The following is a 23,334-nucleotide window of genomic DNA, read 5'->3' on the forward strand; positions in this document are numbered from 1 at the left end:
AGGAGCGCAGGTCCGCCTTCGACGCGAAGCCGTAGTGTTGTTCGGTGGGCATCAGTCAATGCCAGCCGGATTGACCTCATCTGGAGTAACGATGGCAGACCTAGACTTCCCCCTGACCCGCAGCGACGCCCTTCAACGCCTGGACGATTTTCTGCCGCATGCGGGTGCTGCCTATGCACGCTTGCGCAACAAGGAACACGGGCAGGGGCAGCATGTGCATGTCTCGCGTTTGTCCGCTGCGCTGCGCAGACGGCTGATCTCCGAGCAGGAGGTAGTCGACGCGGTACTGGCACGGCATGGGCTGTCGGCGGCCGAAAAATTCGTTAGCGAAGTGTTCTGGCGCACCTATTGGAAAGGTTGGCTCGAGCAGCGACCAACCGTTTGGGAGGATTATAACGCAGCCGTCGAACGGGCGCTGGAGCAGCTGGACGCAGTCTCGGGACTGCGCAAACGCCATGCCTCGGCAATCGATGGATCGACCGGCATCGACTGTTTCGACGCCTGGACCGAGGAGCTGAATGAGACGGGCTATCTGCACAACTGGGCGCGCATGCAGTTTGCCTCGATCTGGATCTTCACACTCGGACTGCCCTGGGAACTCGGCGCCGCCTCGATGTTCGAGCGCCTGATCGATGCCGATCCGGCATCGAACACCCTGTCCTGGCGTTGGGTGGCGGGGCTGCACACGGCCGGCAAGGCTTACCTCGCCGATGCAGAACGCATCCGCTCCATGACCGATAGCCGCTTTTCGCCTGCCGGCCTGGCACGCACGGCCCGAATTCCCGCAGACAGTGTGCCGACCCCTTCACCGTCATCCATTCGGCCGACCTCTCTGCCGGATCCATCCGCAGCCACTCTGTTGCTGCTGACCACAGAGGATCTGTCCGTCGAGCAGATTGGCGCGATGCGTGCGCTGCCGGTCAAGGCCATCGCGTTTCTTCAGGGTCGCAATAAGTGGGATGACGCTGCCCTCGCCGATGGTCTCGCCCGTGCCGCACAGGTGTGGCCGGATGCGGAAATCTGCGGGGCTCTTATGCCCGCCGAACTGGCCGCGGCAGCCAAGTCGTCAGGCTGCACACAGGTCGCAAACGCTTTCCTGCCAGTCGGGCCGGTCGCGTCCTCCATCGCCCCAGTGAGAGACGAGTTCCACAGGCTTGGCATCGCCTTCACGGAGCATCTGCGCGATTGGGATCGGATGGCTTGGCCGCATTGCCGGAAGGGCTTCTTCGGGCTGAAGGAGAAGATTCCAGCCCTCCTGCAGACTGGGCACCGCTGACATGCGCTCCAATGCTCGGAAGGATAGTGATGAGTGATCGTGATCGATACAGGCCCGTGCCCCAGGGGCGTCTCAGCCGGCTGGCGGCGCTTGGCCAGATTGCCGGTGGTGTCGCCTCGGGCATGGTCGCGGAAGGCTTGAGCCGTCTGGCGAAGGGGGAGCGTCCGCACCTGAGAGACCTGCTTCTGACGCCATCGAACGCGCTGAAGGCTGCAGAGCAGCTGTCACGCATGCGCGGCGCCGCCATGAAGCTCGGTCAGATGATCTCGCTGGAACCGGGTGAATTCCTGCCGCCCGAGCTGCAGTCGATCTTCGCGCAGCTCCGGTCCTCGGCGCATTTCATGCCGCCGAGCCAGCTTTCCGCCTCACTGTCCAGCGCCTGGGGCCCGGACTGGCGACGCCATTTCAACCAGTTCGAGACGACACCGATCGCAGCCGCATCGATCGGGCAGGTGCATCGGGGTGTTCTGTCATCAGGCCGCCCGGTTGCCGTCAAGGTTCAATATCCCGGTGTGCTCCAAAGCATCGATTCCGATATCGACAATGTCGCGACCTTCCTGCGCCTGTCGGGCCTTCTTCCCGCAGGTCTCGACATTGCGCCGCATCTGGCGGAAGCCAAGCGGCAGTTGCGGGAAGAGGCAGATTATCTCCGCGAGGCGGAGGAAATGCGTCGCTTCGGCCGCCTGCTCGCCGATGACGACCGCTTCGTGGTGCCGGCCCCCGTGGAGGAACTCCTGCGGCCGACGGTCCTGCCGATGGATTTCATCGAGGGGGCTCCGCTCGAAACCCTCGCCCATGCACCCCAGACGCAAAGGGATGCGGCCATGCAGGCGATCTCCGAGCTTGCACTGCGCGAGCTTTTCGTCTTCGGTCACATGCAGACGGATCCGAACTTCGCCAACTATCTCTGGAGGCCTAAGGACGGACGGGTGGCCCTGCTCGATTTCGGCGCGGTACGACCGGTCTCCCCGGAAAGCGCCAGAGACTACCATCTCCTCCTGCAGGCGACCCTCGGTGATAGCGTGACGGCGGTGCGCCATGCGCTGATGGAGATGCGCTATCTTTCCCGGGCGCAAACGGAGCGCTACGGACGGACGCTGGATGAAATGACACGCGTCGTCCTGGATCATGTCCTGAAGGCGCCGGAGGGGCTGGTTGATTTCAGCGACCGTGGCCCGCTCGTGGAGATCCGCGAGCGCGCGGTGCCGATCTTTGCCGATCGCGCGCTCTGGGCGCTACCGGCTCCGGACAAGATGTTCCTGCAACGCAAGATCACCGGGCTTGCACTTCTCAGCATGAAGCTTCGCGTCCGCATGCCGCTTTCGGCCATGCTTCGAGACTATGCCTGACGCGGATCTCTGAGAGGCTTCCTTTTGCGCGCCTGTCTGCAGGCTGGGGGCCTGCTGCAGCAATTTTCAGTCTGCCTGCTTTGCGGTTGCCACCGGCGCCGTGACCAGCTTGAATTCCGCCATCTCCTCCGGCGTCAGGTAGTAGAGCCGGTCCGGAGGCGTTTCGAGCGCGTTGATCCAGAGCCCGTTGCCGATGCCCATTTCTTCCAGATGGCGGGCAATACGTGCCGTGGTGCTCTGTGCACCGGACATCGCCTGCTCGGGAGAGGGGCGGTCTTGCCCGGCATTGAAGACCTGGTGCACGCCGAGAATGGCATCCTCTTCTGCCTCGCGGGCCACGCCGCCGGCAAACACCAGAGGACAGGAGGAGGCGCAGAGCGCCTTGCTCGCCACCTTGGTGTTGATGCCTTTCTCCCGGATCAGCTTCGACATGGCCAGGGCATCGTTCACCGAGCCACCCGGCGAATTCAGCGACACGGCCTGAACATATTCGCCGCGAGCAGCGATCTCCTCGGCAAATCGCTCTGCAGCACCAAGGTCGATCGAACCTTCCGCCTTGAGCACGCCGCCCGTCAGCAATTCGAACCGCATCGGTTGGCGCAGGACTTCCGGAGAACTGTCAGGGTCCACCGGGGGTGCCTGAGGCACACCGTCCGTCAGCGCCGGCGGGAGCACGGGCGCGTCCGTCGTCATCGGATCATGGCCGGGAAGGGGCGCATGCGCGAGGCTCATCTCCCGGAGGTCCGTGAACAGGAAGGCACCCGCAGCCGCCAGCAGTCCGAAGAAGGCGCCGCGCATTAGCAAACCGTCGTCGGCACGTACAATGGCTGTCTTGAGGCGCAGGGCGAGCGAAGCTGGTTTCACGCCGGGGGTCCCTTGCGTGGCGCCTTGGCGGCCATGTCGAGGCTGGTGATGTTGGAATCGATCCGCCCACGCTCGTCTTCCGCTTCTGCGGAGTGGAGCGCCTGTTCGACATCGATCCCCTGTCGATTGAGCGCCCGCTGCACCTCGAGCGCCTCCAGCAGTTCGGCTGCGGTGATGCGCTGTGCGAAGGGCATCCGCTCCTCCTGTCGCCGGATCGCTCCGTGCACCACGGTCAGGATGAAGACCAGAACGGCAGGAAGAAGATCGATGGAAATCGCCCCCGCCCAGGCCGGGATGAAATCGCCTGCATACCGCAGAACAGCCTCTGCGGAGGAGAGCGGCACGAAGCGCCGCTCCGCGACCGGCTCGCGTGCGAGGATTTCGTCGGCGGCCTGCGACAGAACCTGCGACTGGGCGGAAACAGAGGTCCGGATCGTCTGCATCACCTGGTCCTGGCGCTCCGCCAGATCGGCTGCCCGACCATCGGCGACGGGCGCGATGAAGCCGAGCGACAGGTCGTCGGCTGCCCGCTTGACGGAGGGCGCAATCGACGTCTGTTCCAGTGATGTGATCACGCCCGAGAGCGCCACGACTTCGGCGGAGAATTCGTCGCTGCGGGGTGCGATTGCACCGGGCGCCGAAACCAGCGTGCGCATGGTCGCCAGATGGGCGCGCCCCTGATCGAAGAGCGTCGTCACCCGCTCGCGCGAGGCGGTGATGCCGGTTTCCAACTCGTCGAGTTGGGCGGACATCTGCGTCAGAAGCTGGACGACACTGCCGGCACCCGTGGTGCCCGTAAGCGCGCCATTTTGCCGTTCGTCTTCGGCAAGCCGCGAAAAGCGCTCCGATGTCCGCTGGATGTCCGGCAGCAGGCTTTGCGCGGCGAGCGCGTTCTGATGCGCCTGATCGAGATCCGCCGTGTAGTCCTGCACCGTTTCGGCGAGATGCTGTTCGAGCGCGGCAGAACCTGCAAGCGCCGCCGCATTCAGCCAGCTCGACATGGCGATGATCATGGCGCAGCCGAGCGCCATCACGCCCATCAGGGCCCCGCGCGAAGCGGCGCCGGTCACATGGGGGTAGAAGCGCGCCATGTAGGACCAGAAGGCATAGATCGCCACCGAGACCGAGGCCGAATAGATGATGGCGGCAAAGAAGACCGCGGTCGGTGAGCCATCGAGAAGGCTGCGGACCCCCAGATAGGTGTAGACACCGGACGCAAGGGCCAGAACGGCGAGCGCAAAGCGGGTCATGGTTTCGACGGCAAGGACGCCATCCTGCAAACGATGCGATGCGCCAAGCGCCATGGAGACCTCCGACAGGAATGAATTCTTAACAAGCTCTTAAGAAGCGGGCGAAATGAAGGCTGAGACTGAGCTGCCTTTCGTTCGGCCAGGGACCTCGTCGTTCATGCAAAGACACCCATAATCGGTGTGATTTGCAACCAATTCGGGCCTGGCGGATGCGTATAGCCGCGATGAGCACATATTTAGGAGTGGTGGATGAGCTGTCTTCTTCACCCACCTCACGAATTTGTGTCACACTAGAAGCGTAATGCGCCCTCTGTCGCGTACCGTGAGGCCCGCAATCGGGTCCCTCGGTACGAGCCCTCATTCTCTCGGTTTTGCTGCATGCGTAAGAATGGCTCGCCGCTTTTTGTCAGTGCCAGGATGGTGGCCGAGCGCGCCGGCGTGTCGCGTTCCGCAGTGTCGCGCACCTTCACCGATGGCGCGAGCGTTTCGGAGGAAACACGTCGAAAGGTTGTCGAAGCAGCCGAGGCACTTGGCTATCACGTCAATCATCTGGCCCGCCAGCTGCGCGAGCGCAGCAACATCGTCTGTCTGATCGTCTCGGATCTGACCACGCCCGTCAGGGCGGCAATGGTCGACCGCTTGACCCGCAAGCTTCAGGCGGCAGGCAAGATCACTGTGGTTCTCAACACGGAGAGTGACGAGGCAAGCATCAATCACGCCTTGAAGCTCACCTTGCACTACCGCGCCGATGCGACGGTGGTCCTGTCGGGAACGCCATCGACGGGACTGGTGAAAACGGCGCTCGCCAATGGCCAGCAGGTCATCCTGATCAACCGCGACGACGGTCTGGAAGGCTGCGACAATGTCGGGCTGGACAATGCAACGGCAGCAAGAGAGGCGCTTTTCCTGCTGAAACGGGCCGGGTGCCGACGTCTCGGGATCGTGACCTCGGCAGCCCGCACCCCGAGCCTGGTGGAGAGAGAAGAGCGCTTCCTCGAGGCGGCCGATGGTGAAGCAATCACGGTGGCCGTCGTCGAGGCGGACGCGACCAGCTATCGCGCCGGTTTCGAGGCCGCCAAACGCGTCTATGCCCGGTCGGAGCCTCCGGACGGCGTGTTCTCGGTCACCGATCTGCTGGCGATCGGCTTCATGGATGGGGCACGCCTCGAATTCGGTCTCAGGATCCCGGAGGATCTCTGCGTCATCGGCTTCGACAATATCGAGCAGGCTGCTTGGGAAGCCTATCGGCTGACAACCTTCGAGCAGCCGCTTGATCGGATAGCGGCGCATGTCGTTGGTCTCCTGACGGAAGTGCAAGACGTAACCGGGTCTCCGCAGGGGGACGGGGCCGTCTTCGAGCCGGTCGCCGTCTGGCGCCGCTCTGTTCGTCCCCATCCTGGATCGACCTGATGCACGCGTGTGCATTCTCCCAGTGTCATCAAACCTTCGTCTAACCCCTGTAGGACGGAAATGCCCGATTGAGCGTGTTGCACGCATGTGCAAGCGCATGGTGCAGACCTGTAGAGGAACCGAGGCGGCGGTCCCTCTGCAGGCGTGCCCGGGCAAGCATTTCGAGAGATGCAGGCTACAGGCCCGTCGGGGTCAATGGCGCGGTGTCTCGGGGTTTGATTGTGAGCCGACGCCGGGTGGCGCGGCAGCCAAGGGAGAAGACGATGAAGCGTCGCGCATTCCTGATTTCCACGGCCGGCACCGTTGCCGGAATGATGATCCTGCCGAAGCTGTCCTTTGCAGCCGAAGGCCAGATCGACTGGTATACCGGTTCGGATGCCAATGTGCTCGATTTCTGGACCAATACGGTCAAGCCGGCTTTCGAAGCGGCGCATGAGGGCGTGAAGCTCAATCTCGTCGATGCCGGTGACAATGCAGGCATCCAGTCGATCGCCGAGCGCGCCATCGCGGCGATGCAGACGAACACCGACCCGCAGGCCGATTACTTCGAGCATACCGATCCGCGGCTGCCGAAGGGCGCTATCGAAGCGGGCCTCTACGTCAACATGAAGGAAGCCGGACTGTCGAACTATTCGAAGGTCAATCCGCTCGCCATCGACAGCGACTACTCGCTTCCATATCGCGGCAGCCAGGTGCTGCTCGCCTACGACACCACCAAGCTGTCGGCTGCCGATGCGCCGAAGACCTGGGATGCGCTCGTTGCCTGGATCAAGGCAAATCCCGGCCAGTTCGTCTACAACCGCCCTGACAAGGGTGGTTCGGGCGGAAACTTCGTGCGTCGTGCCATCCATCAGGCAAACGGCCTCGACCCCAAGGCCTTCACGGTCGATAACTACACTGAAGCCTTCGGCAACGAGGCCCTCGGCAAGGCCTGGGAACTGCTCAAGGACATCGCCCCGTCGCTCTACGACAACGGCGCCTACTCCTCCGGCAACACCCAGTCGATCCAGCTGCTCGCCCAGGGCGTTGTAACCATGACCCCGGTCTGGTCCGACCAGGTTCTCCAGGCGATCGATCAGGGTGTCCTGCCGGAAACGACTGGCATCGTGCAGCTTCAGGATCTGGCTCTTTGCGGCAACTTCTCGCGCGCCGTGGTGCTTGCCAACGGCAAGAACCGCGACGCAGCCCTGAAGCTGGCCGATTTTATTCTGACCGAAGAGATCCAGGGTGCCATCCTCTCCGAACTCGGCGGCTTCCCCGGCGTCAGCTGGGAAAATGTCTCCGCCGATCTGCGCGAGAAGTTTGCCGACATCATCCCGAACAGCATTCCGACCTTCCCGGCAGGCGCCTGGGAAGTCGCGGTCAATGACGGCTGGTACCGTAACGTCGCCCCGACCATCGACCGCAAGTCGTGAGTTCAGGCGTGACATCGTCTGCCATGTCAATCAAGACGTCGGGCAGGGGGCTTGTTGGCCTCCTGCTCGTCGCCCTGCCGGTTTCGCTCGTCGGATGGTTGGTCATTTGGCCAATCATCAGTGCCGTTCTGCGTACGGTGTGGCGTGCCTCGCCCGACGGTGAGGCGGGCTTCGACCTGTCGAGCTACATCTTCTTCTTTTCCGACGCTTACAGCCTCAACAATCTCAGCCTGACGCTCTGGACCACGGCGGTCTGTGCCCTGCTGCTCCTGGTCGTGTCGCTCCCGATCGCGCTTTATCTGCGCTTTGCCCGGGGCGGCATCGCCTCCTATGTGCAGGCGCTTGCCATCCTGCCGATGTTCGTTCCATCGATTATTCTCGCCTATGCCCTGATCCGGGTGCTCGGGCCGAACGGCATGGTCGACCTGCTCCTGAACTTCGCCGGCCTGCCGAAATTGAGAACGCCCTATCTCACGCCATGGGGGCCGGTGATCGGCCTGGTCTGGGACAATATTCCGCTGACGGTGCTGATCCTGCTCTCGGGTCTCGGCTCGGTGAGCAACATGGCGATCGAGGCGGCGCGTGATGTCGGCGCAAGCCGGCTTCGCGTCCTCCGGCATATCATTCTGCCGCAGATCACCAATTCCATTCTGGTGGCACTGTCATTTGCCGTGCTCGGCATCTTCTCCGCCTTCACGCTGCCCTATCTGCTGGGCCCCGCCTCGCCGGAAATGATGGGTCCCTTCATGCAGCGAACATTTAGGGATCTGAATGACCCCGTTAGCGCCATTACCCAGGCTGTGATCACCTTCGGCTTCTGCATTGTCTTTGGCCTGTTCTACGTGCGCTCCGTCGCCCGCAACCAGGGGAGATGAGGCCCATGAACCTACCCATTGCCCCACCGCGCAGGATCGATGGCACCGGCATCCTGCTCGCGCTCGTGCTTTCGATCGTCGTTGTCCTGCCTTTGCTCGTCGTCGGCGTCTGGGCCTTCACCGAGGTCTGGCGCTATCCCAACGTCCTGCCACAGCAGTTCGGTCTGCGGTTCTGGGAGCAGACGCTGAACCGTTCGGACGTGTGGAACGCGCTATGGCTGAGCCTGACGCTCTCGGGCGTGGTGACGCTTGCCTCGGCGATTATCTGCCTGCCGGCGGCTTATGCCTTTGCGCGGATGCGCTTTCCAGGCCGAGACCTGTTGTTCTTCTCGTTTCTCGCAGGCCATGCCTTCCCGAAATTCGGTCTCCTCGTCGCCATCGCCGCTATCTTTCTGCAGCTCGACCTGATCGGCACTTTCTGGGGTGTGGCACTTATCCAGCTGGTCAACACGCTGATGTTCATGATCTGGATCCCGGTTGCGGCCTTCCAGGCGGTTGACCGTCGCATGGAAGAGGCCGCCCGCGACGTGGGTGCAGGCCCGTTCCGTGTCTTCTGGTCGATCACGCTGCCCCAGGCTGCGCCGACAATTGCGGCGGCCCTTCTCCTGACATTCGTCGGCACCTTCTACGAGACGGAAGGCGCCTGGCTGATCGGCGCGCCGGGCATCCGCACCATGCCCGTGCTAATGATCAGCTTCATCAACAACCAGATGGTCATCCAGTTCGGCGCGGTCCTGTCCGTCATGCTCTGGGTCCCGTCCTTCATCGCCCTGATGTTCGCCCGCCGGGTGATCGGCGGCAACGCCTTTGCCAAGGGCTTTGGTGGATGAACAACAGCCTTACAGGAATGCCAAGATGTCCAAACTGAGCATACGGGCGGTCTCCAAGGTCTTCAGGGCCGGAACCACCGCCGTCGACAGCGTCTCGCTCGATGTTGCGGATGGCGAGCTGGTTTGCCTGCTCGGCCCTTCCGGCTCCGGCAAGTCGACCTTGCTGCGCATGGTGGGCGGCTTCGAACAGCCGTCATCGGGCACCATCGCGATCGACGATCAGGACGTGACCCGACTGCCGCCGGAGCAGCGTCCGACGGGCATGGTCTTTCAGAGCCATGCGCTCTGGTCGCATATGAATGTCTTCAACAACCTCGCCTTCGGGCTGAAGTTGCGCAAGCGTCCGGCTGCCGAGATCCGGGACAGGGTCGAGGGCGTGCTCGAGCTGGTCGGTCTGAAGGGCTACGACCGACGCATGACCAACGAGCTCTCAGGCGGCCAGCAGCAGCGTGTGGCACTCGCACGCTCTCTCATTCTCGAGCCGAAGATTCTGCTGCTGGACGAGCCCTTCGCAAGCCTCGACCAGCATCTTCGGGAGCGGTTGCGCGAGGAGGTGCGCGACATCCAGCTACGCCTGAAGATCACGACGCTGTTCGTGACCCACGGGCAGGATGAGGCCCTCTCGATGGCGGACCGGATCGTGGTCATGCAAAATGGCAGGACCGAGCAGGCCGATCGGCCGGAGATCATCTACCGCGATCCGCAAACGCCGTTTGTCGCTGGCTTCATCGGCACGATGAACTTCGTCGAAGGCAAGGTCGAGAACGGCCGTTTCGTGCATCCCGACCTGTCTGTGGATATGCCCGTCTCGGATGGCCCGGTCACTCTGGCGGTGAGGCCTGAGGCACTCGACCTGGTTAGCACGGAAGACGGCGCGGCAGTCGTCCACCGTGTCACCGATTTCGGAACCCATGGTCTCGTCGATCTGCATCTCTCCGATGGCACGCGGCTCAAATCCCTGGTGCGCAGCCCCGAACCCTTCAGTTCCGGCCACGCCGTGGATCTGCGCCCCCGCGCCTTTGCCGCCTTCCGCGACAACGTCAAACTCTACCGGTCCTCCGATGCAGCCTGATCCGATCTTCATCGACCATCAGGGCCAGCGGACCCTCATCAAGTGGCACCGGGCGCGGAGAAAGGCGTCCGATGCCGAGTTTACACCGACCCGCATTCTCGAAGCCATGCGTCTTGGCGCAAGTGTCGAAGTGGATCTCGTGGTGCATGCCGACAAGGGTTTTGCGATCCTGCATGATCTCGAACTCGATCACGGGACCACCGGATCCGGCCTCGTCTGCGAGACATCAGCCGAAACGCTGCGCCAGCTTTTCTTGCGCGGCAACGACGGGGAGCCGATCGCTGACCGGGTGATGTTGCTCGAGGATCTCTGCAACCTGCTGGCTGCAAACCCTGCCCATCCCGATGCCCTATTGCAGCTCGACTACAAGGAAGACCTGTCGCGCCTGTCGCCGGCCGTCATCGCCAATTTCGCGGCGGCCGTCTCCAAGGTAGCGCATACGATGATACTCTCGGGTGGCGATAGCGCCGCCGTCGCGTCTCTGGCTGCCGCCACGCCGGGGCTCAGAACCGGATACGACCCGACCTATGTCGGGGTTCTCGATGACCTGCAAACCAGGGAGGACTTCTCCCGCTTCATAGCGACCGCCCTGAAGACGGCACCGGAAGCGGCGATGATCTATCTCGATTACGAGCTCATTCTGGCGGCGGATGCAGCGGGCGTCGATCTGATCGGCGCAGCCCATGCCGACAACCGGCGTGTCGATGCCTGGACCATCCGGTCGATCACGCCTGTCATGCTTGCAAAGGTCCGCCGTCTCCTCGACCTGTGCGTCGACCAGATCACCACGGATGACCCCGAGGGTCTTCTTCTTGCATTGGCCGAAGGAGCCGCTTGATGTCGATCGATCCCGCAATCGTTCTGGCCGACATGATCGAGGCCGCGCGGCGCGCCGGCGCACTGACGCTCGAGCATTTTCATCGCAGGGAGACGCTCGAAATCGGCGTGAAGGGACCGGGCGATTTCGTCAGTATTGCCGATGAGCAGTCCGAAACGCTGATCCGCGATCACCTGCTGACGCGCTATCCCGACTGGAGCCTGAGCGGGGAAGAATTTCCGCCGGTCAAGGGTGTCGATGACACCTACCGCTTTCTCGTCGATCCGATCGACGGAACCACCAATTTCCTCTGGGGGCTCGACTACACGATCACGATTGCCTTGCGGCGGGCCGGTGAGACGATCTGCGGTCTTGTCTACAACCCGGTGACCGACGAGATGTTCACGGCCCTCAAAGGGCAGGGTGCTCATCTCAATGGCAAGCGGCTCGAAATGCGCGACAGCGCCGATGTCAGCCATATGGTGGTCGGAACCGGTCTTCCCACGCCGAACCTCTCGATGCATCCCGGGGCCTATGCGCGGCTGGATGCGATCCGCGCACCGATCGGCGCTGTCCGCGTCCAGGGCAGTGCCGCCAATTGTTGCGCCTATGTCGCTTGCGGTCGCTTCACCGGCTACTTCGAGCAGACCGGTTTCGTCGATACCGCGGCCGGCATTCTCCTGGTGGAAGAAGCCGGGGGGGTCGTGACCGACTGGTGGGGGCGGGGGCCGGAGTATTTCGAGAAATCCGGTTTGCTGATCGTCGCCAATCCCGGCACGCACCGGTTTCTCTTGAGCCACCTGTCCAGCGTCGAACGGGCGGACTGAGGTTTCGGATCCTGTCAAGCAACCATCGAAGCGGGGCCGGAAGGCCCCGCTGATGTATCGAACGGATGGTCTCAGTTGAGACGCGCGCCGTCTGCGTCGAAGTAGTGCAGGTCCGATGCCTTCGCGCCGATCTGCACCATGTCGTCCATCTCGATCCGCGAGCGACCCGCCACGCGGAAGACGATGTCGCTGCCATCGGCAAGCGTACCATGCACGTAGCTCTCCGCCCCGACCAGTTCGACAGCAGCGACCTTGACGCTGGCGGTGAAGATCTCATCCCCCGGCACGTCCGTGATCAGGTGGAGGTCTTCCGGGCGGATGCCGAGGGTCGCGGTGCCTGACGGAACCGACGCTTCCGACGTCATCGACCAGCTACCGGTCGCCGTCGTCATCTGCAGCAGGTTCATCGAGGGTGAACCGATGAAGGTCGCCACGAAAGTCGTTGCCGGACGCTCGTAAAGCTCGATCGGCGTGCCCACCTGTTCGATTCTCCCGGCATTCAGCACCACGAGCCTGTCGGCGAGCGTCATCGCTTCCATCTGGTCGTGGGTCACGTAGACGCTGGTTGTGGCGAGCGACCGCTGCAGCCGCTTGATCTCGACGCGCATCTGCACGCGCAGCTTCGCATCAAGGTTCGACAGCGGTTCGTCGAAGAGATAAGCCGCCGGCTCGCGGACGATGGCGCGACCCATGGCAACGCGCTGACGCTGGCCGCCGGAAAGCTGGCGGGGCTTGCGCTCCAGGAACTGCTCGATCTCCAGTGCCTTGGCCGCCTGCTCGATGCGACGATCAATCTCGTCCTTCGGCGTATTACGGTTCTTCAGACCGTAGGCCAGGTTCTGGCGGACGGTCATATGCGGATAGAGCGCATAGTTCTGGAACACCATGGCAATGTCGCGCTCGGATGGTTCCAGCTCGTTCACCACCCGGTCGCCGATTGCGATCTCGCCGCCTGAAATGCTCTCGAGGCCGGCAATCATGCGCAGCAGCGTGGACTTGCCGCAGCCCGATGGCCCGACGAGAACCACAAGCTCGCCATCGGCGATATCCAGAGACACGCCTTTGATGGCTTCGACATTGCCATACATCTTGCGGACATCGTTCAAAACAATCTGGGCCATTACTTTTCTGTCTCCACAAGACCTTTGACGAACCATCGCTGCATCAGAACGACAACGATGATGGGAGGGATGATGGCGAGGATCGCCGTAACCATGACGTAATTCCAGGGCGTGGAGGCGTCGGTAAAATCGACCATGCGGCGAAGGCCGATGATGATGGTGTTCATCTTGGCATCGTTCGTGACCAGAAGCGGCCAGAGATACTGGGTCCAGCCATAGATGAAGAGGATCACGAAGAGCGCTGCGATGTTGGTCGTCGACAGCGGCAGCAGGATGTCCTTCATGAAGCGGAAGGGGCCGGCATTGTCGATGCGCGCAGCTTCAACCAGTTCGCCCGGTATCGTCAGGAAGAATTGCCGGAACAGGAAGGTTGCCGTGGCCGACGCCATCAGCGGGAGTGTGAGCCCCGCATAGGTGTCGATCAACCCGAGATCCACGATGACCTTGTAGGTGGGCAGAATGCGCACCTCGACCGGTAGCATCAGGGTGATGAAGATCATCCAGAAGAAGAACATCCGGAACCGGAAGCGGAAGAAGACGATCGCGAAGGCCGACAGGAACGAGATGATGATCTTGCCGACGGCGATCGCGATCGCGACGACGAAGGAATTGAACAGCAGCCGTTCGAGGCTCACACCGACGACGCGCTCGACGCCGCCGGACATCGCTTCGGTGTAGTTGTCGACCAGGTGGTCGCCGGGCAGCAGCGACATCGGCGGCCGAATGATCTCTTGCGAGCTCATCGAGGACGCGATGAAGGTGTAGTAGATCGGAAAGGCAACGACGATGATGCCGATGACGAGGATCAGGTGGCCAATCAGATTGGCGATGGGGCGTTTTTCAATCATGTCCGGTCCTCAGCCGTAGTGAACCCGCTTCTCGACGAAGCGGAACTGGAAGGCAGTCAGGCCGATCACGATGATCATCAGGATGACGGACTGCGCTGCGGATGAGCCGAGGTTCAGGTTGACGAAGCCGTCGTTGTAAACCTTGTAAACCAGCGTTTCGGTCGCCTTGGCCGGGCCACCACCGGTGACGGCATGGATGATGCCGAAGGTGTCGAAGAAGGCGTAGACGGTGTTGACCACCAGCAGGAAGAAGGTCGTCGGGGCCAGAAGCGGGAAGATGATGGTCCAGAATCGTCGGCTGCCGCGGGCCCCGTCGATGGCGGCCGCTTCGATCAGCGATTTCGGGATCGCCTGAAGGCCGGCAACAAAGAAGAGGAAATTATAGCTGATCTGCTTCCAGGCGGCGGCGAAGACGATGAGCGCCATGGCCTGGTCGCCCTTCAGAAGCGGATCCCAGTCGAAGCCCGTCGAGCGCAAGAGATAGGCGAGCGTTCCCATGGCCGGGTTGAACATGAACAGCCACAGCATGCCGGCAACGGCAGGTGCCACGGCATAGGGCCAGATCAGCAGCGTGCGGTAGAAGGTCTGCCCGCGGACCACCTTGTCGGCCGCCGTGGCCAGAAGCAGCGCGACCGCCATCGAGACGAGAGCCGTCAGCGCGCTGAACACGATCGTCACCTGGAACGCGTGCAGGTAATTCGGATCCGACAGAATGTTGGAAAAATTGGCAAAGCCCACGAAGGTGCTTGAGAGCCCGAACGGATCCTCCCGCAGCATCGATTGGTAGATCGCCTGGCTTGCGGGCCAGAAGAAGAACACCAGCGTCAGGATGATCTGGGGTGCGAGCAGCAGGTAGGGCAGGATTTTGTTCGGGAAGTGAACCGTGTGCAAGGTGAAGCTCCTCAGCCGGCCAGAGAAAAAGCACTGCCCGCACCTTGCGATGCGGGCAGTGTCGTCATTCGGTCAGATCAGTTGCTGGAGACGGAAGCGATGGCGGCGTTGCCACGATCGACGATCTTGTCGAGCGTCGTCTTGGCATCCTGCGAGCCGGCCAGCATGGCTTCAAACTCTTCGTTCATGATGTCGCGAACCTGCGGTAGGTTCGGCAGGCGCACGCCCTTGGAGTTTTCGGTCGGTGCCTTGCCGGTCATCTGCAGGATCGGCGTCTCGCGGGCCGGGTTCTTCTCGTAGAAGCCCGAGGCCTTGGTCGCCTCGTAGGCTGCATTGGTGACGGGCAGGTAGCCGGAAACCTGGTGCAGGCGTGCCTGGATTTCCGTCTGCGACAGGAAGTTGAAGAACTGGGCGATGCCCTTGTATTCTTCGTCGCTCTTGCCACCGAAGACCCAGAGGCTGGCGCCGCCCGGAATGGTGTTCTGCGGGCCATTGCCTTCGTAGTAGGGAAGCTGGCCGATACCGTAGTTCATGCCCGACTTGACGATGTCGCCGAGGCCACCGGAGGACTCGGTCATGATGGCGCATTCGCCCGAGAGGAACAGCTGCTTGGCTTCCGAAGTGCGGCCGCCGTAGCGGAACGCGCCGTCCTTGGCCAGATCGGCGATCGACTGGAAGTGCTGGACGTAGAGATCAGAATTGACGTTCAGCTCGACGGTGCCGCCGGCAAGGCCGTTTTCATTCGTGCCGTAGGAGACGTTGTTCCAGGCGGCGAAGTTCTCGGTCTGGATCCAGGTCAGCCAGGTCGACGTCATGCCGCAGGGAGCAGCGCCGCTGTCCTTGATCTTGCGTGCGGCTTCGAAGACTTCCGGCCAGGTCTTCGGCGGGTTTTCGGCGTCAAGGCCGGCCTTCGTGAAGGCGTCCTTGTTGTAGTAGAGGATCGGCGAGGACGAGTTGTAGGGGAAGGACAGCATGGTGCCGTCAGGCTTCGAATAATAGGCAACGATGCCGGCCAGATAGTCGGACTTGTTGAACTCGAAGCCACCCTTCTGCAGCACCTCGGCGACAGGAAGGACAGCGCCTTCAGCGCCCATCATCACGCCCGAGCCAGCGTCGAAGACCTGAATGATCGCCGGCGGCTGCTTGGAGCGGAATGCGGCGATGCCGGCATTCAGCGTTTCCGGATAGGTGCCCTTGAAGACGGGCGTTATCTTGTACTCGCTCTGGCTTTCGTTGAACTCCTTGGCCAGCTGGTCGACCACTTCGTTGTTTGCGCCGGTCATGGCATGCCACCACTGCAGTTCCGTGGCAGCAAAGGCAGAAGAGCCGAAAGAAAGCGAAAGCGCGAGGGTCGCCGCGGATGCAGCGAAACGTTTCGTGGACATGGTGCCTCCCTGATGTTCCACCTGGCCCAGCGACAGGCTGGCCAAGACTTGCCCTACGTCAGATCCTCCCAGATCTGCGTGAGCGCGCTTCGTTTGAAGCGTCCTGCATTCAAAACGAAAACATATGAACCTGCAACGAAATTGTGACAGTCGGTTGTCCGGGGCTGTGTACAATCAAAGATCGCGATCTGATGCTATTGAAAACGTGGGCGGAGAGCGGATCTGCACGGCACAAGGCTGGCCTTCTCGATCGCTCGCGGCCGCTTTCGCAAAGGCCAGATGACCTGCATCTCGATCACATACACGTGAAAGCGCGACCCATCGAACCGACAGCCGTCCTAAGACGAGCAGTCCGACAATAGAGGAGGCTCGAGCTTGCCGGCTGGAAATGTGCTTTCGAATGTGTCACATCCATCCCCGGAAGGATGGTCATGGACGATCAAGACTTGAGGCATCATGCGCCGCTTCGGCACCGCGCTCACCTCAAAGCCGTCATTGCAAGTCTGTTTGCCTCGCTGCTCCTGGTGTTCGGCGGCGATGCTTTCGGTCGTCTTCAGCACGGATCCTCCAACGCAAGGGTTCTGACCCTCTCGGATGCCGGACAGCTCGTCGCCGGCGCCACAAGTGACACCCGCTATCTCAGCGCATCCGAACGGTCCTCGCGACCGAAGCTGAGGCCGGGCGACGCGGGTGATGGCTTTGTTGTCCCCGAGATCCACGCTTTCCAGACGAGCCGACACAGCGATCTCGTTCAACGGATCCTTTCCGACCGCGCCGTCATTCGCCCGCCGCTGGCCTATCGCTCGCGTGCACCTCCAACGATCCAGCCCCTCGCCTGACCGTTTTGCCGCCATCTCCGTGATGGCTCGAACCGCTTGCGCCACTGCTCGTCAAGCAGCGGCCGCATAATGCTGGATTGTCCAATGAAGAACTCTATCGCCAAGGTGATGGGCTATATGCTCGTCATCGTGCTCGGTCTGCTCGTCGCTCTGCCAAACGTGCTCTCCGACGCAACCCTGTCCCGCTTTCCTTCCTTCCTGCCCCATCAGCGCGTCTCTCTCGGCCTCGATCTGCGCGGCGGATCCCATCTCGTTCTGGAGGTGGATCGTCCTGCCATGGTCGACGAATGGCTTCAGAGCCTGACCCAGGAGGCGCGTACCACCCTGCTCGAAGCCCGCATTCAGACGCGCAGCATCCGCCGCGACGGGGACGCCCTTGCTGTCACGCTGGCCGACCCCGCCCAGCTTGCTGCGGCAAGACAGGCGCTTTCGGTGCTCAATAATCCTGCCATCACAGTGACCGGGACCGGCCTGCCGGAGCTCGACGTCTCCACAAGCGGCGGCGACACGGTCCGCATGGCGCCGACCGAACAGGGTATCACGGCGCGCCTCGGCCATGCCGTCGACCAGAGCCTCGAAGTCATCCGCCAGCGTGTCGACCAGGTCGGTGTGGCCGAACCCACCATCCAGCGTGTCGGCGGCGATCGTGTTCTCGTCCAGCTTCCGGGAGAGCAGGATCCGTCACGGCTTCGGGCGCTTCTCGGCACGACCGCGAAAATGAGCTTTCATCTGCTCGGCGAACCGGGTGCTGCAGGCGTCAAGACGCTTAGGGATGACGAAGGTCGCAGCTATCCGGTGCAGGCAACGGTCCTGCTGGCCGGTGACAGGCTCACCGATGCGCGCGTCCAGTTCGACCAGCAGGGCAGCCAGCCCGTCGTCTCTTTCCGCTTCGACGGCGTTGGCGCGGAGCGCTTTGCCCGCATCACGAGCGACAGTGTCGGCCGCCCCTTCGCCATCGTCCTCGATGATAAGGTGTTGAGCGCACCGGTCATCCGCGAACCTATCACAGGCGGCGCCGGGCAAATCTCCGGCGACTTCTCGGTCGATGAGGCCAATACGCTTGCGGCACTCTTGCGCGCCGGTGCTTTGCCGGCCAAGCTCACCGTCATCGAGGAGCGCACCGTCGGCGCCGACCTCGGTGGCGATGCGATCGAGATGGGTATCGTCTCGGGTCTTGCCGGCTTCGGCCTCGTCGTTGCCTTCATCGTCGCGCTCTACGGTGCCTGGGGCCTGCTCGCCGTGCTCGCTCTGACGCTGAACGTCATCCTCACCTTTGCAGGGCTGACCATTGTGGGTGCGACGCTGACCTTGCCAGGGATCGCCGGGATCGTGCTTGGCATCGGTCTTGCGGTCGATGCGAACGTCTTGATCAACGAACGTATCCGCGAGGAGGCCGCCAAGGGGCGAGGGGCTTTCGCGGCCATCGACCACGGCTTTGCCAAGGCCTATTCGACGATCATCGACAGCAATGTCACGGCGCTGATCGCAACCGTGCTCCTGTTCTGGTTCGGCTCGGGCCCGGTCCGGGGCTTTGCCGTCACCATGGGCCTCGGCATCGCAATCTCGATGTTCACCGCTGTCTCGGTCGTCCGCGTCGCCATGGTCGCCATCGCCCGCCGCTGGAAGCTGAAGACAATCGCCATCAAGCCTCTGTTGCCGTTCAAGCTGATCAAGGACGGCACCAGGATCGACTTCATGAAGGCGCGCCTGTTCGGCATTGGCGTTTCGGCCTTCCTGTCGATCTCGTCGATCATCCTGTTCATCACGCCCGGCCTCAACTACGGCGTCGATTTCAAGGGCGGCATCCAGCTCGAACTCTCGACAATCGGGCCGGCCGACCTTGGCCGTCTGCGCTCCGGCATCGAAGGGCTGAACCTCGGCGAAGTCGCCTTGCAGGAATTCGGCGACAGCAACCACGTCATGCTGCGCCTCGAGCGGCAGCCGGGGGGAGAACAGGCCCAGACGGACGCGGTCACCAAGGTCCGCCAGACGATCCAGACGATCGACGCCTCGGCCAGGATCGAGCGGACCGAGGTGGTCGGCCCCAAGGTCAGCGGCGAACTGGCAATGGCGGGACTGACCTCCGTCATTCTCGCTTCGCTGGCGATGCTCGTCTACATCTGGGTGCGCTTCGACTGGCCGTTTGCCGTCGGTGCGATCGCGACCCTGATCCTCGATGTCACGAAGACGATCGGCTTCTTTGCGCTGACAGGGCTCGACTTCAACCTGACGGCGATCGCGGCACTGCTGACGCTGGTCGGCTACTCCGTCAACGACAAGGTGGTGGTCTATGACCGAATGCGCGAGAACATGCGCCTCTACAAGGCAATGCCGTTCCGGGACCTGATCAATCTCTCGATCAACGAGACGCTGGCCCGAAGCCTCTACACGTCTGCGACGGCCTTCCTCGCCATGCTGCCCATGGCGATCTGGGGTGGTAGTGCGGTCGAGAGCTTTGCGGTGCCAATGGTCTTCGGCATCTTCATCGCGGCGTCGTCTTCGGTCTTCATTGCCGCGCCGATCCTGTTGTTCCTCGGAGACTGGCGGAGCCGCAGACAGATCCGCAATCAGGAGGCTCTGCAGGTAGAGCCTGTGTGATCAATGCACGAGGCGGGCTGGTTTTATAGCTCGCCTCGTCTAGGCTTCAGGCTGAGAAGAGCAGAAGATGCCGGGAGAACCATTCTCGCTGGTGAAGCGGAGGCCTGCCTTCTCGAAGGCCAGTTTCAGCTGCGCCTCGGTCGATCGGTGCACGCCATGGCGCTGGCCTTCATAGTCACGGATGGTGCTACGGGAGACAAGCGACTGCAGCGCCAGCTCCTCTTGCGTCCAGCCCAGGTAACCACGGGCCGCACGACAGAGGGCAGGCGAAAAAACAATGTGGTGAGCGGATTGAACCATCGTCATAACTGACCATATAAGCGGATATTGACCATTTAGGGTGATTGCAGCGGGTTTTCCAGTCTGCGCTTTGTGTCATCCGCGCAGATTTCGTCGGGGGATATGGATTTGGGATAACGCTGGACGCTTCGAGCCTTTTGCTTCTGCTGCTGGTCCTTCCGTTCGTCGGCAGCCTTGGCTCGGCTTTCATTCTGAATACGACGTCCCGTGATCTTCCGGTCTTCGTCGCGGGCGCCACAACGCTCCTGACCCTGATCCTGACGGCATCGGCCTATCCCTTCGTGACGCAGAACGGCGTCCTCCGCTTCACGGCCGAGTGGCTCCCACAGGTCGGGCTGAATTTTTCATTGCGGCTCGATGGCTTCGCCTGGATCTTCTCCATGCTGGTCACGTCGATCGGCTTTCTCGTCATCCTTTATGCCCGCTACTACATGGGCAAGGATGACCCCATCCCGCGGTTCTTCTCCTTCCTGCTGGCCTTCATGGGGGCGATGCTCGGCATCATTGTTTCGGGCAATGTCATCCTGCTCTCGATCTTCTGGGAACTGACCAGCATTTTCTCCTTCCTCCTGATCAGCTACTGGCACACCAATGCTGCAGCCCGCGATGGCGCGCGCATGGCGCTGACGATCACCGGTATCGGCGGTTTCTGCCTGTTGATCGGCATGCTCCTCCTCGGCAAGATTGTCGGCAGCTATGATCTCGACGAGATCCTGGCATCCGGCCAGATTGTCCGTGAGCACCCGCTCTATCTGCCGACGCTGATCTTCATTCTGCTCGGTGCCTTGACCAAGAGTGCCCAGTTTCCGTTTCATTTCTGGCTGCCCAATGCGATGGCAGCCCCCACGCCGGTCTCCGCCTTCCTGCATTCGGCGACCATGGTGAAGGCTGGCGTCTTCCTGCTCGTGCGCTTCTGGCCGGTGCTTTCAGGGACTTACGAGTGGTTCATCATCGTCGGGCTTACGGGCATATCGACCCTGCTCCTCGGCGCATTCCTGGCGATGTTCCAGCGTGATTTGAAGGGCCTGCTGGCCTATTCGACGATCAGCCATCTCGGCCTGATCACGACGCTCCTCAGTCTCGGGAGCCCGCTGTCGACGGTCGCGGCGATCTTCCACATGCTCAACCACGCGACCTTCAAGGCCTCGCTTTTCATGGCGGCTGGCATCATCGATCACGAGACGGGCACGCGTGACATGCAGCGGCTAGGCGGGCTTTACCGCTTCATGCCGGCAACGGCCACACTGGCCATGGTCGCGAGTGCCGCCATGGCCGGCGTGCCACTGTTGAACGGCTTTCTCTCCAAGGAAATGTTCTTTGCCGAAGCCGTCGAGACCCATGCGGATTCCTGGCTCGACGTGATCTTGCCCTATGTAGCGACACTCGCCGGCCTCTTCAGCGTCGTCTATTCACTCCGCTTCATCCATACGGTCTTCTTCGGCCCACTGCCGAAGGACTTGCCCATAAAGACCCCGCATGAGCCACCGCGCTGGATGCGCGTTCCCATCGAGATCCTCGTGGTGGTCTGCCTCATCGTCGGCATCGTGCCCGCAATTTCCATCGGCCCGTTCCTGCAGACGGCCGTCGAGAGTGTGCTGGGTGACCAGACCCCGGAATACAGCCTCAGCGTCTGGCATGGCATCAACGTGCCGCTGCTCATGAGCCTGATCGCCCTTTTCGGCGGCTTCGCGCTCTATGTGGTGATGCGGGACTACCTGTCCCGTAGCGAGGATGGGCCGCCCTATCTCCGTCGTCTGCGTGGCCAGCGCCTGTTCGAACGGGTCCTGGTCACAGTCTCATGGCGCTGGGCGCGCCTCGCGGAAAGCCGCCTCGGCACCCGCAATCTGCAGCCGCAGCTGCGATGGATCGTGGTCAGCGGCTTCGTCGCGGCAGCCCTGCCGCTCTACTTCTCGGGTTTTGAACGCAGGCCGATCGTCTTCTCCGCCATCGATCCGGCCTTTGGCCTTCTCTGGCTGGTCGGCATGGCGCTCGCGGTCGGCGCTGCGGTTTCCGCCAAATACCATCGCCTCGCAGCCCTCATCATGCTCGGCGGCGTCGGGCTGATCGTCTGCATGACCTTCGTCTGGCTGTCCGCGCCTGACCTTGCGATCACCCAGTTGCTGGTCGAGATCGTGACGACGGTTCTGATCCTTCTCGGCTTGCGCTGGTTGCCGAAGCGCAGCCCCGGCCGGGGTGAGGCCCTGACCCTGAAAAACCGTTTCCGACGCTTCCGCGATCTTTCACTGGCGATCGCCTGCGGCATCGGCATGTCGGTCGTTGCCTTCACGGTGATGACCATGCCGGTGCCGGATGCTATTGCCAGCTACTTCCTTGAGAACGCCTATACCCAGGGCGGCGGACGCAATGTCGTCAATGTCATCCTGGTCGACTTCCGGGCCTTCGACACACTGGGAGAGATTGCCGTGCTCGGGATTGTCGGCCTGACCGTCTATGGTCTGTTGCGCCGTTTCCGTCCGGCTGATGACAGTATGGCGCTGCCGGAACAGCAGGTGAGCCAGAACCGCTTCGATGCGGACCAGCCGGAGCGGTCGCCGGGCGACATGATGCGCGACTATCTGCTCGTGCCCTCGGTGCTGATGCAGTGGCTCTTTCCGGTCATCATCACGCTTTCCGTCTATCTCTTCATGCGCGGTCACGACATGCCCGGCGGCGGCTTTTCGGCTGGCCTCACACTGTCGATCGCCTTCCTGCTGCAATATCTGGCGGGCGGCACGCGCTGGGCGGAAGATCGAATCCGTATTCTGCCGTTGCGCTGGATGGGAGCCGGCATCCTCACGGCATCGGCAACGGGGATCGGGGCGTGGCTCCTAGGCTATCCTTTCCTCACCTCGCATTTCCGCTACCTGGAGCTCCCGCTGATCGGCAAGGTGCCGGCCGCATCCGCGCTTCTCTTCGATCTCGGCGTCTTTTCGCTGGTGGTCGGCGCGACCGTTCTGATTCTGACGGCGCTCGCCCACCAGTCGATCCGCATCAACCGCTTGAGAGCATTGGAAGCCAAGGGGGAGAAGCGCTGATGGAAATCATCCTGTCGCTCGCCATCGGACTGATGACCACCTGTGGCGTCTGGCTCATCCTGCGTCCGCGCACCTATCAGGTGATCATCGGATTGTCGCTCCTGTCCTACGCAGTGAACCTCTTCATGTTCGGCGTCGGTGGGGTAAAGAGCAACATGCCGCCGATCCTCGAGGATGGCGTCGTGTCGACGACGCTGAGCGATCCCGTGCCCCAGGCCCTGGTGCTGACCGCCATCGTCATCGGCTTTGCCACCACGGCTCTTTTCCTCGTCGTGCTGCTCGCCGCCCGTGGACTGACCGGCAATGATCATGTCGACGGGAGGAACGAATAG

The 23,334-nt window shown here is 62.2% G+C and carries 20 protein-coding genes; 13 read left to right on the plus strand and 7 right to left on the minus strand.

Features of this window, described 5'->3' with window-relative positions:
• Nucleotides 1-91: 91 nt before the first annotated feature.
• The gene (locus tag D4A92_RS10760) at nucleotides 92-1,276 is read left to right on the plus strand and encodes an FAD-binding domain-containing protein (protein WP_203012866.1); all 1,185 of its coding nucleotides are present in this window, start codon (nucleotides 92-94) and stop codon (nucleotides 1,274-1,276) included.
• Between the two features lie 29 nt (nucleotides 1,277-1,305).
• Nucleotides 1,306-2,625, plus strand: a complete 1,320-nt coding sequence (locus tag D4A92_RS10765; RefSeq protein WP_203012868.1) for an ABC1 kinase family protein — start codon at nucleotides 1,306-1,308, stop codon at nucleotides 2,623-2,625.
• A gap of 66 nt (nucleotides 2,626-2,691) precedes the next feature.
• Here the strand turns inward: D4A92_RS10765 and D4A92_RS10770 are convergent, their stop codons facing one another.
• Together D4A92_RS10770 and D4A92_RS10775 are read right to left on the minus strand one after the other, a co-directional pair.
• Entirely contained in the window at nucleotides 2,692-3,423 is a 732-nt protein-coding gene (locus D4A92_RS10770; RefSeq protein ID WP_203019921.1) for a hypothetical protein, read from the minus strand.
• A gap of 62 nt (nucleotides 3,424-3,485) precedes the next feature.
• Nucleotides 3,486-4,793 (minus strand): hypothetical protein, encoded by a 1,308-nt coding sequence (locus D4A92_RS10775; protein ID WP_203012870.1) that lies wholly within the window; start codon nucleotides 4,791-4,793, stop codon nucleotides 3,486-3,488.
• A gap of 324 nt (nucleotides 4,794-5,117) precedes the next feature.
• Between D4A92_RS10775 and D4A92_RS10780 the strand changes: the two genes are divergently transcribed.
• From D4A92_RS10780 to D4A92_RS10810, 7 genes are all read left to right on the plus strand, one after another.
• Nucleotides 5,118-6,149, plus strand: a complete 1,032-nt coding sequence (locus D4A92_RS10780) for a LacI family DNA-binding transcriptional regulator (protein ID WP_203012873.1) — start codon at nucleotides 5,118-5,120, stop codon at nucleotides 6,147-6,149.
• Nucleotides 6,150-6,412: 263 nt separating this feature from the next.
• Nucleotides 6,413-7,564 (plus strand): extracellular solute-binding protein, encoded by a 1,152-nt coding sequence (locus tag D4A92_RS10785; protein WP_203012875.1) that lies wholly within the window; start codon nucleotides 6,413-6,415, stop codon nucleotides 7,562-7,564.
• 23 nt (nucleotides 7,565-7,587) lie between these two features.
• Entirely contained in the window at nucleotides 7,588-8,439 is an 852-nt protein-coding gene (locus D4A92_RS10790) for an ABC transporter permease (protein WP_203012877.1), read from the plus strand.
• A 5-nt stretch (nucleotides 8,440-8,444) separates the two neighbouring features.
• The gene (locus tag D4A92_RS10795) at nucleotides 8,445-9,269 is read left to right on the plus strand and encodes an ABC transporter permease (RefSeq protein ID WP_203012879.1); all 825 of its coding nucleotides are present in this window, start codon (nucleotides 8,445-8,447) and stop codon (nucleotides 9,267-9,269) included.
• 25 nt (nucleotides 9,270-9,294) lie between these two features.
• Entirely contained in the window at nucleotides 9,295-10,341 is a 1,047-nt protein-coding gene (locus D4A92_RS10800) for an ABC transporter ATP-binding protein (RefSeq protein WP_203012881.1), read from the plus strand.
• Nucleotides 10,331-11,179 (plus strand): glycerophosphodiester phosphodiesterase, encoded by an 849-nt coding sequence (locus D4A92_RS10805; protein ID WP_203012883.1) that lies wholly within the window; start codon nucleotides 10,331-10,333, stop codon nucleotides 11,177-11,179. Before D4A92_RS10800 ends, D4A92_RS10805 begins: the two co-directional genes overlap by 11 nt.
• On the plus strand, nucleotides 11,179-11,985 hold the full coding sequence (locus D4A92_RS10810; RefSeq protein ID WP_203012885.1) for an inositol monophosphatase family protein: 807 nt from the start codon (nucleotides 11,179-11,181) through the stop codon (nucleotides 11,983-11,985). The genes D4A92_RS10805 and D4A92_RS10810 overlap by 1 nt, the downstream gene beginning before the upstream one ends.
• Before the next feature lie 71 nt (nucleotides 11,986-12,056).
• Here D4A92_RS10810 and D4A92_RS10815 read toward each other — a convergent pair whose 3' ends face one another.
• The 4 genes from D4A92_RS10815 to ugpB all read right to left on the minus strand — a co-directional run bounded on the left by D4A92_RS10815 (nucleotide 12,057) and on the right by ugpB (nucleotide 16,230).
• Complete coding sequence (locus D4A92_RS10815) at nucleotides 12,057-13,106, minus strand: sn-glycerol-3-phosphate import ATP-binding protein UgpC (RefSeq protein ID WP_203012887.1); 1,050 nt, start codon at nucleotides 13,104-13,106, stop codon at nucleotides 12,057-12,059.
• Entirely contained in the window at nucleotides 13,106-13,954 is an 849-nt protein-coding gene (gene ugpE, locus D4A92_RS10820) for a sn-glycerol-3-phosphate ABC transporter permease UgpE (RefSeq protein ID WP_203012890.1), read from the minus strand. The genes D4A92_RS10815 and ugpE overlap by 1 nt, the downstream gene beginning before the upstream one ends.
• A gap of 9 nt (nucleotides 13,955-13,963) precedes the next feature.
• On the minus strand, nucleotides 13,964-14,845 hold the full coding sequence (gene ugpA / locus D4A92_RS10825) for a sn-glycerol-3-phosphate ABC transporter permease UgpA (protein ID WP_203012892.1): 882 nt from the start codon (nucleotides 14,843-14,845) through the stop codon (nucleotides 13,964-13,966).
• A 77-nt stretch (nucleotides 14,846-14,922) separates the two neighbouring features.
• Nucleotides 14,923-16,230, minus strand: a complete 1,308-nt coding sequence (gene ugpB, locus D4A92_RS10830; RefSeq protein ID WP_203012895.1) for a sn-glycerol-3-phosphate ABC transporter substrate-binding protein UgpB — start codon at nucleotides 16,228-16,230, stop codon at nucleotides 14,923-14,925.
• A 431-nt stretch (nucleotides 16,231-16,661) separates the two neighbouring features.
• Here ugpB and D4A92_RS10835 point away from each other — a divergent pair, with 431 nt between their 5' ends.
• Both D4A92_RS10835 and secD read left to right on the plus strand, forming a co-directional pair.
• Nucleotides 16,662-17,069: a hypothetical protein gene (locus D4A92_RS10835; RefSeq protein WP_203012898.1), complete on the plus strand. Its 408-nt coding sequence runs from the start codon at nucleotides 16,662-16,664 to the stop codon at nucleotides 17,067-17,069.
• Between the two features lie 84 nt (nucleotides 17,070-17,153).
• The gene (secD, locus tag D4A92_RS10840; RefSeq protein WP_203012901.1) at nucleotides 17,154-19,667 is read left to right on the plus strand and encodes a protein translocase subunit SecD; all 2,514 of its coding nucleotides are present in this window, start codon (nucleotides 17,154-17,156) and stop codon (nucleotides 19,665-19,667) included.
• 39 nt (nucleotides 19,668-19,706) lie between these two features.
• Here secD and D4A92_RS10845 read toward each other — a convergent pair whose 3' ends face one another.
• Nucleotides 19,707-19,967, minus strand: a complete 261-nt coding sequence (locus D4A92_RS10845; protein ID WP_425958197.1) for a helix-turn-helix domain-containing protein — start codon at nucleotides 19,965-19,967, stop codon at nucleotides 19,707-19,709.
• A 113-nt stretch (nucleotides 19,968-20,080) separates the two neighbouring features.
• Here D4A92_RS10845 and D4A92_RS10850 point away from each other — a divergent pair, with 113 nt between their 5' ends.
• Nucleotides 20,081-23,002 (plus strand): monovalent cation/H+ antiporter subunit A, encoded by a 2,922-nt coding sequence (locus D4A92_RS10850; protein ID WP_348649895.1) that lies wholly within the window; start codon nucleotides 20,081-20,083, stop codon nucleotides 23,000-23,002.
• Nucleotides 23,002-23,334: a Na+/H+ antiporter subunit C gene (locus D4A92_RS10855; RefSeq protein ID WP_203012906.1), complete on the plus strand. Its 333-nt coding sequence runs from the start codon at nucleotides 23,002-23,004 to the stop codon at nucleotides 23,332-23,334. Before D4A92_RS10850 ends, D4A92_RS10855 begins: the two co-directional genes overlap by 1 nt.

The organism is Rhizobium rosettiformans (assembly GCF_016806065.1).
GTDB lineage: Bacteria > Pseudomonadota > Alphaproteobacteria > Rhizobiales > Rhizobiaceae > Allorhizobium.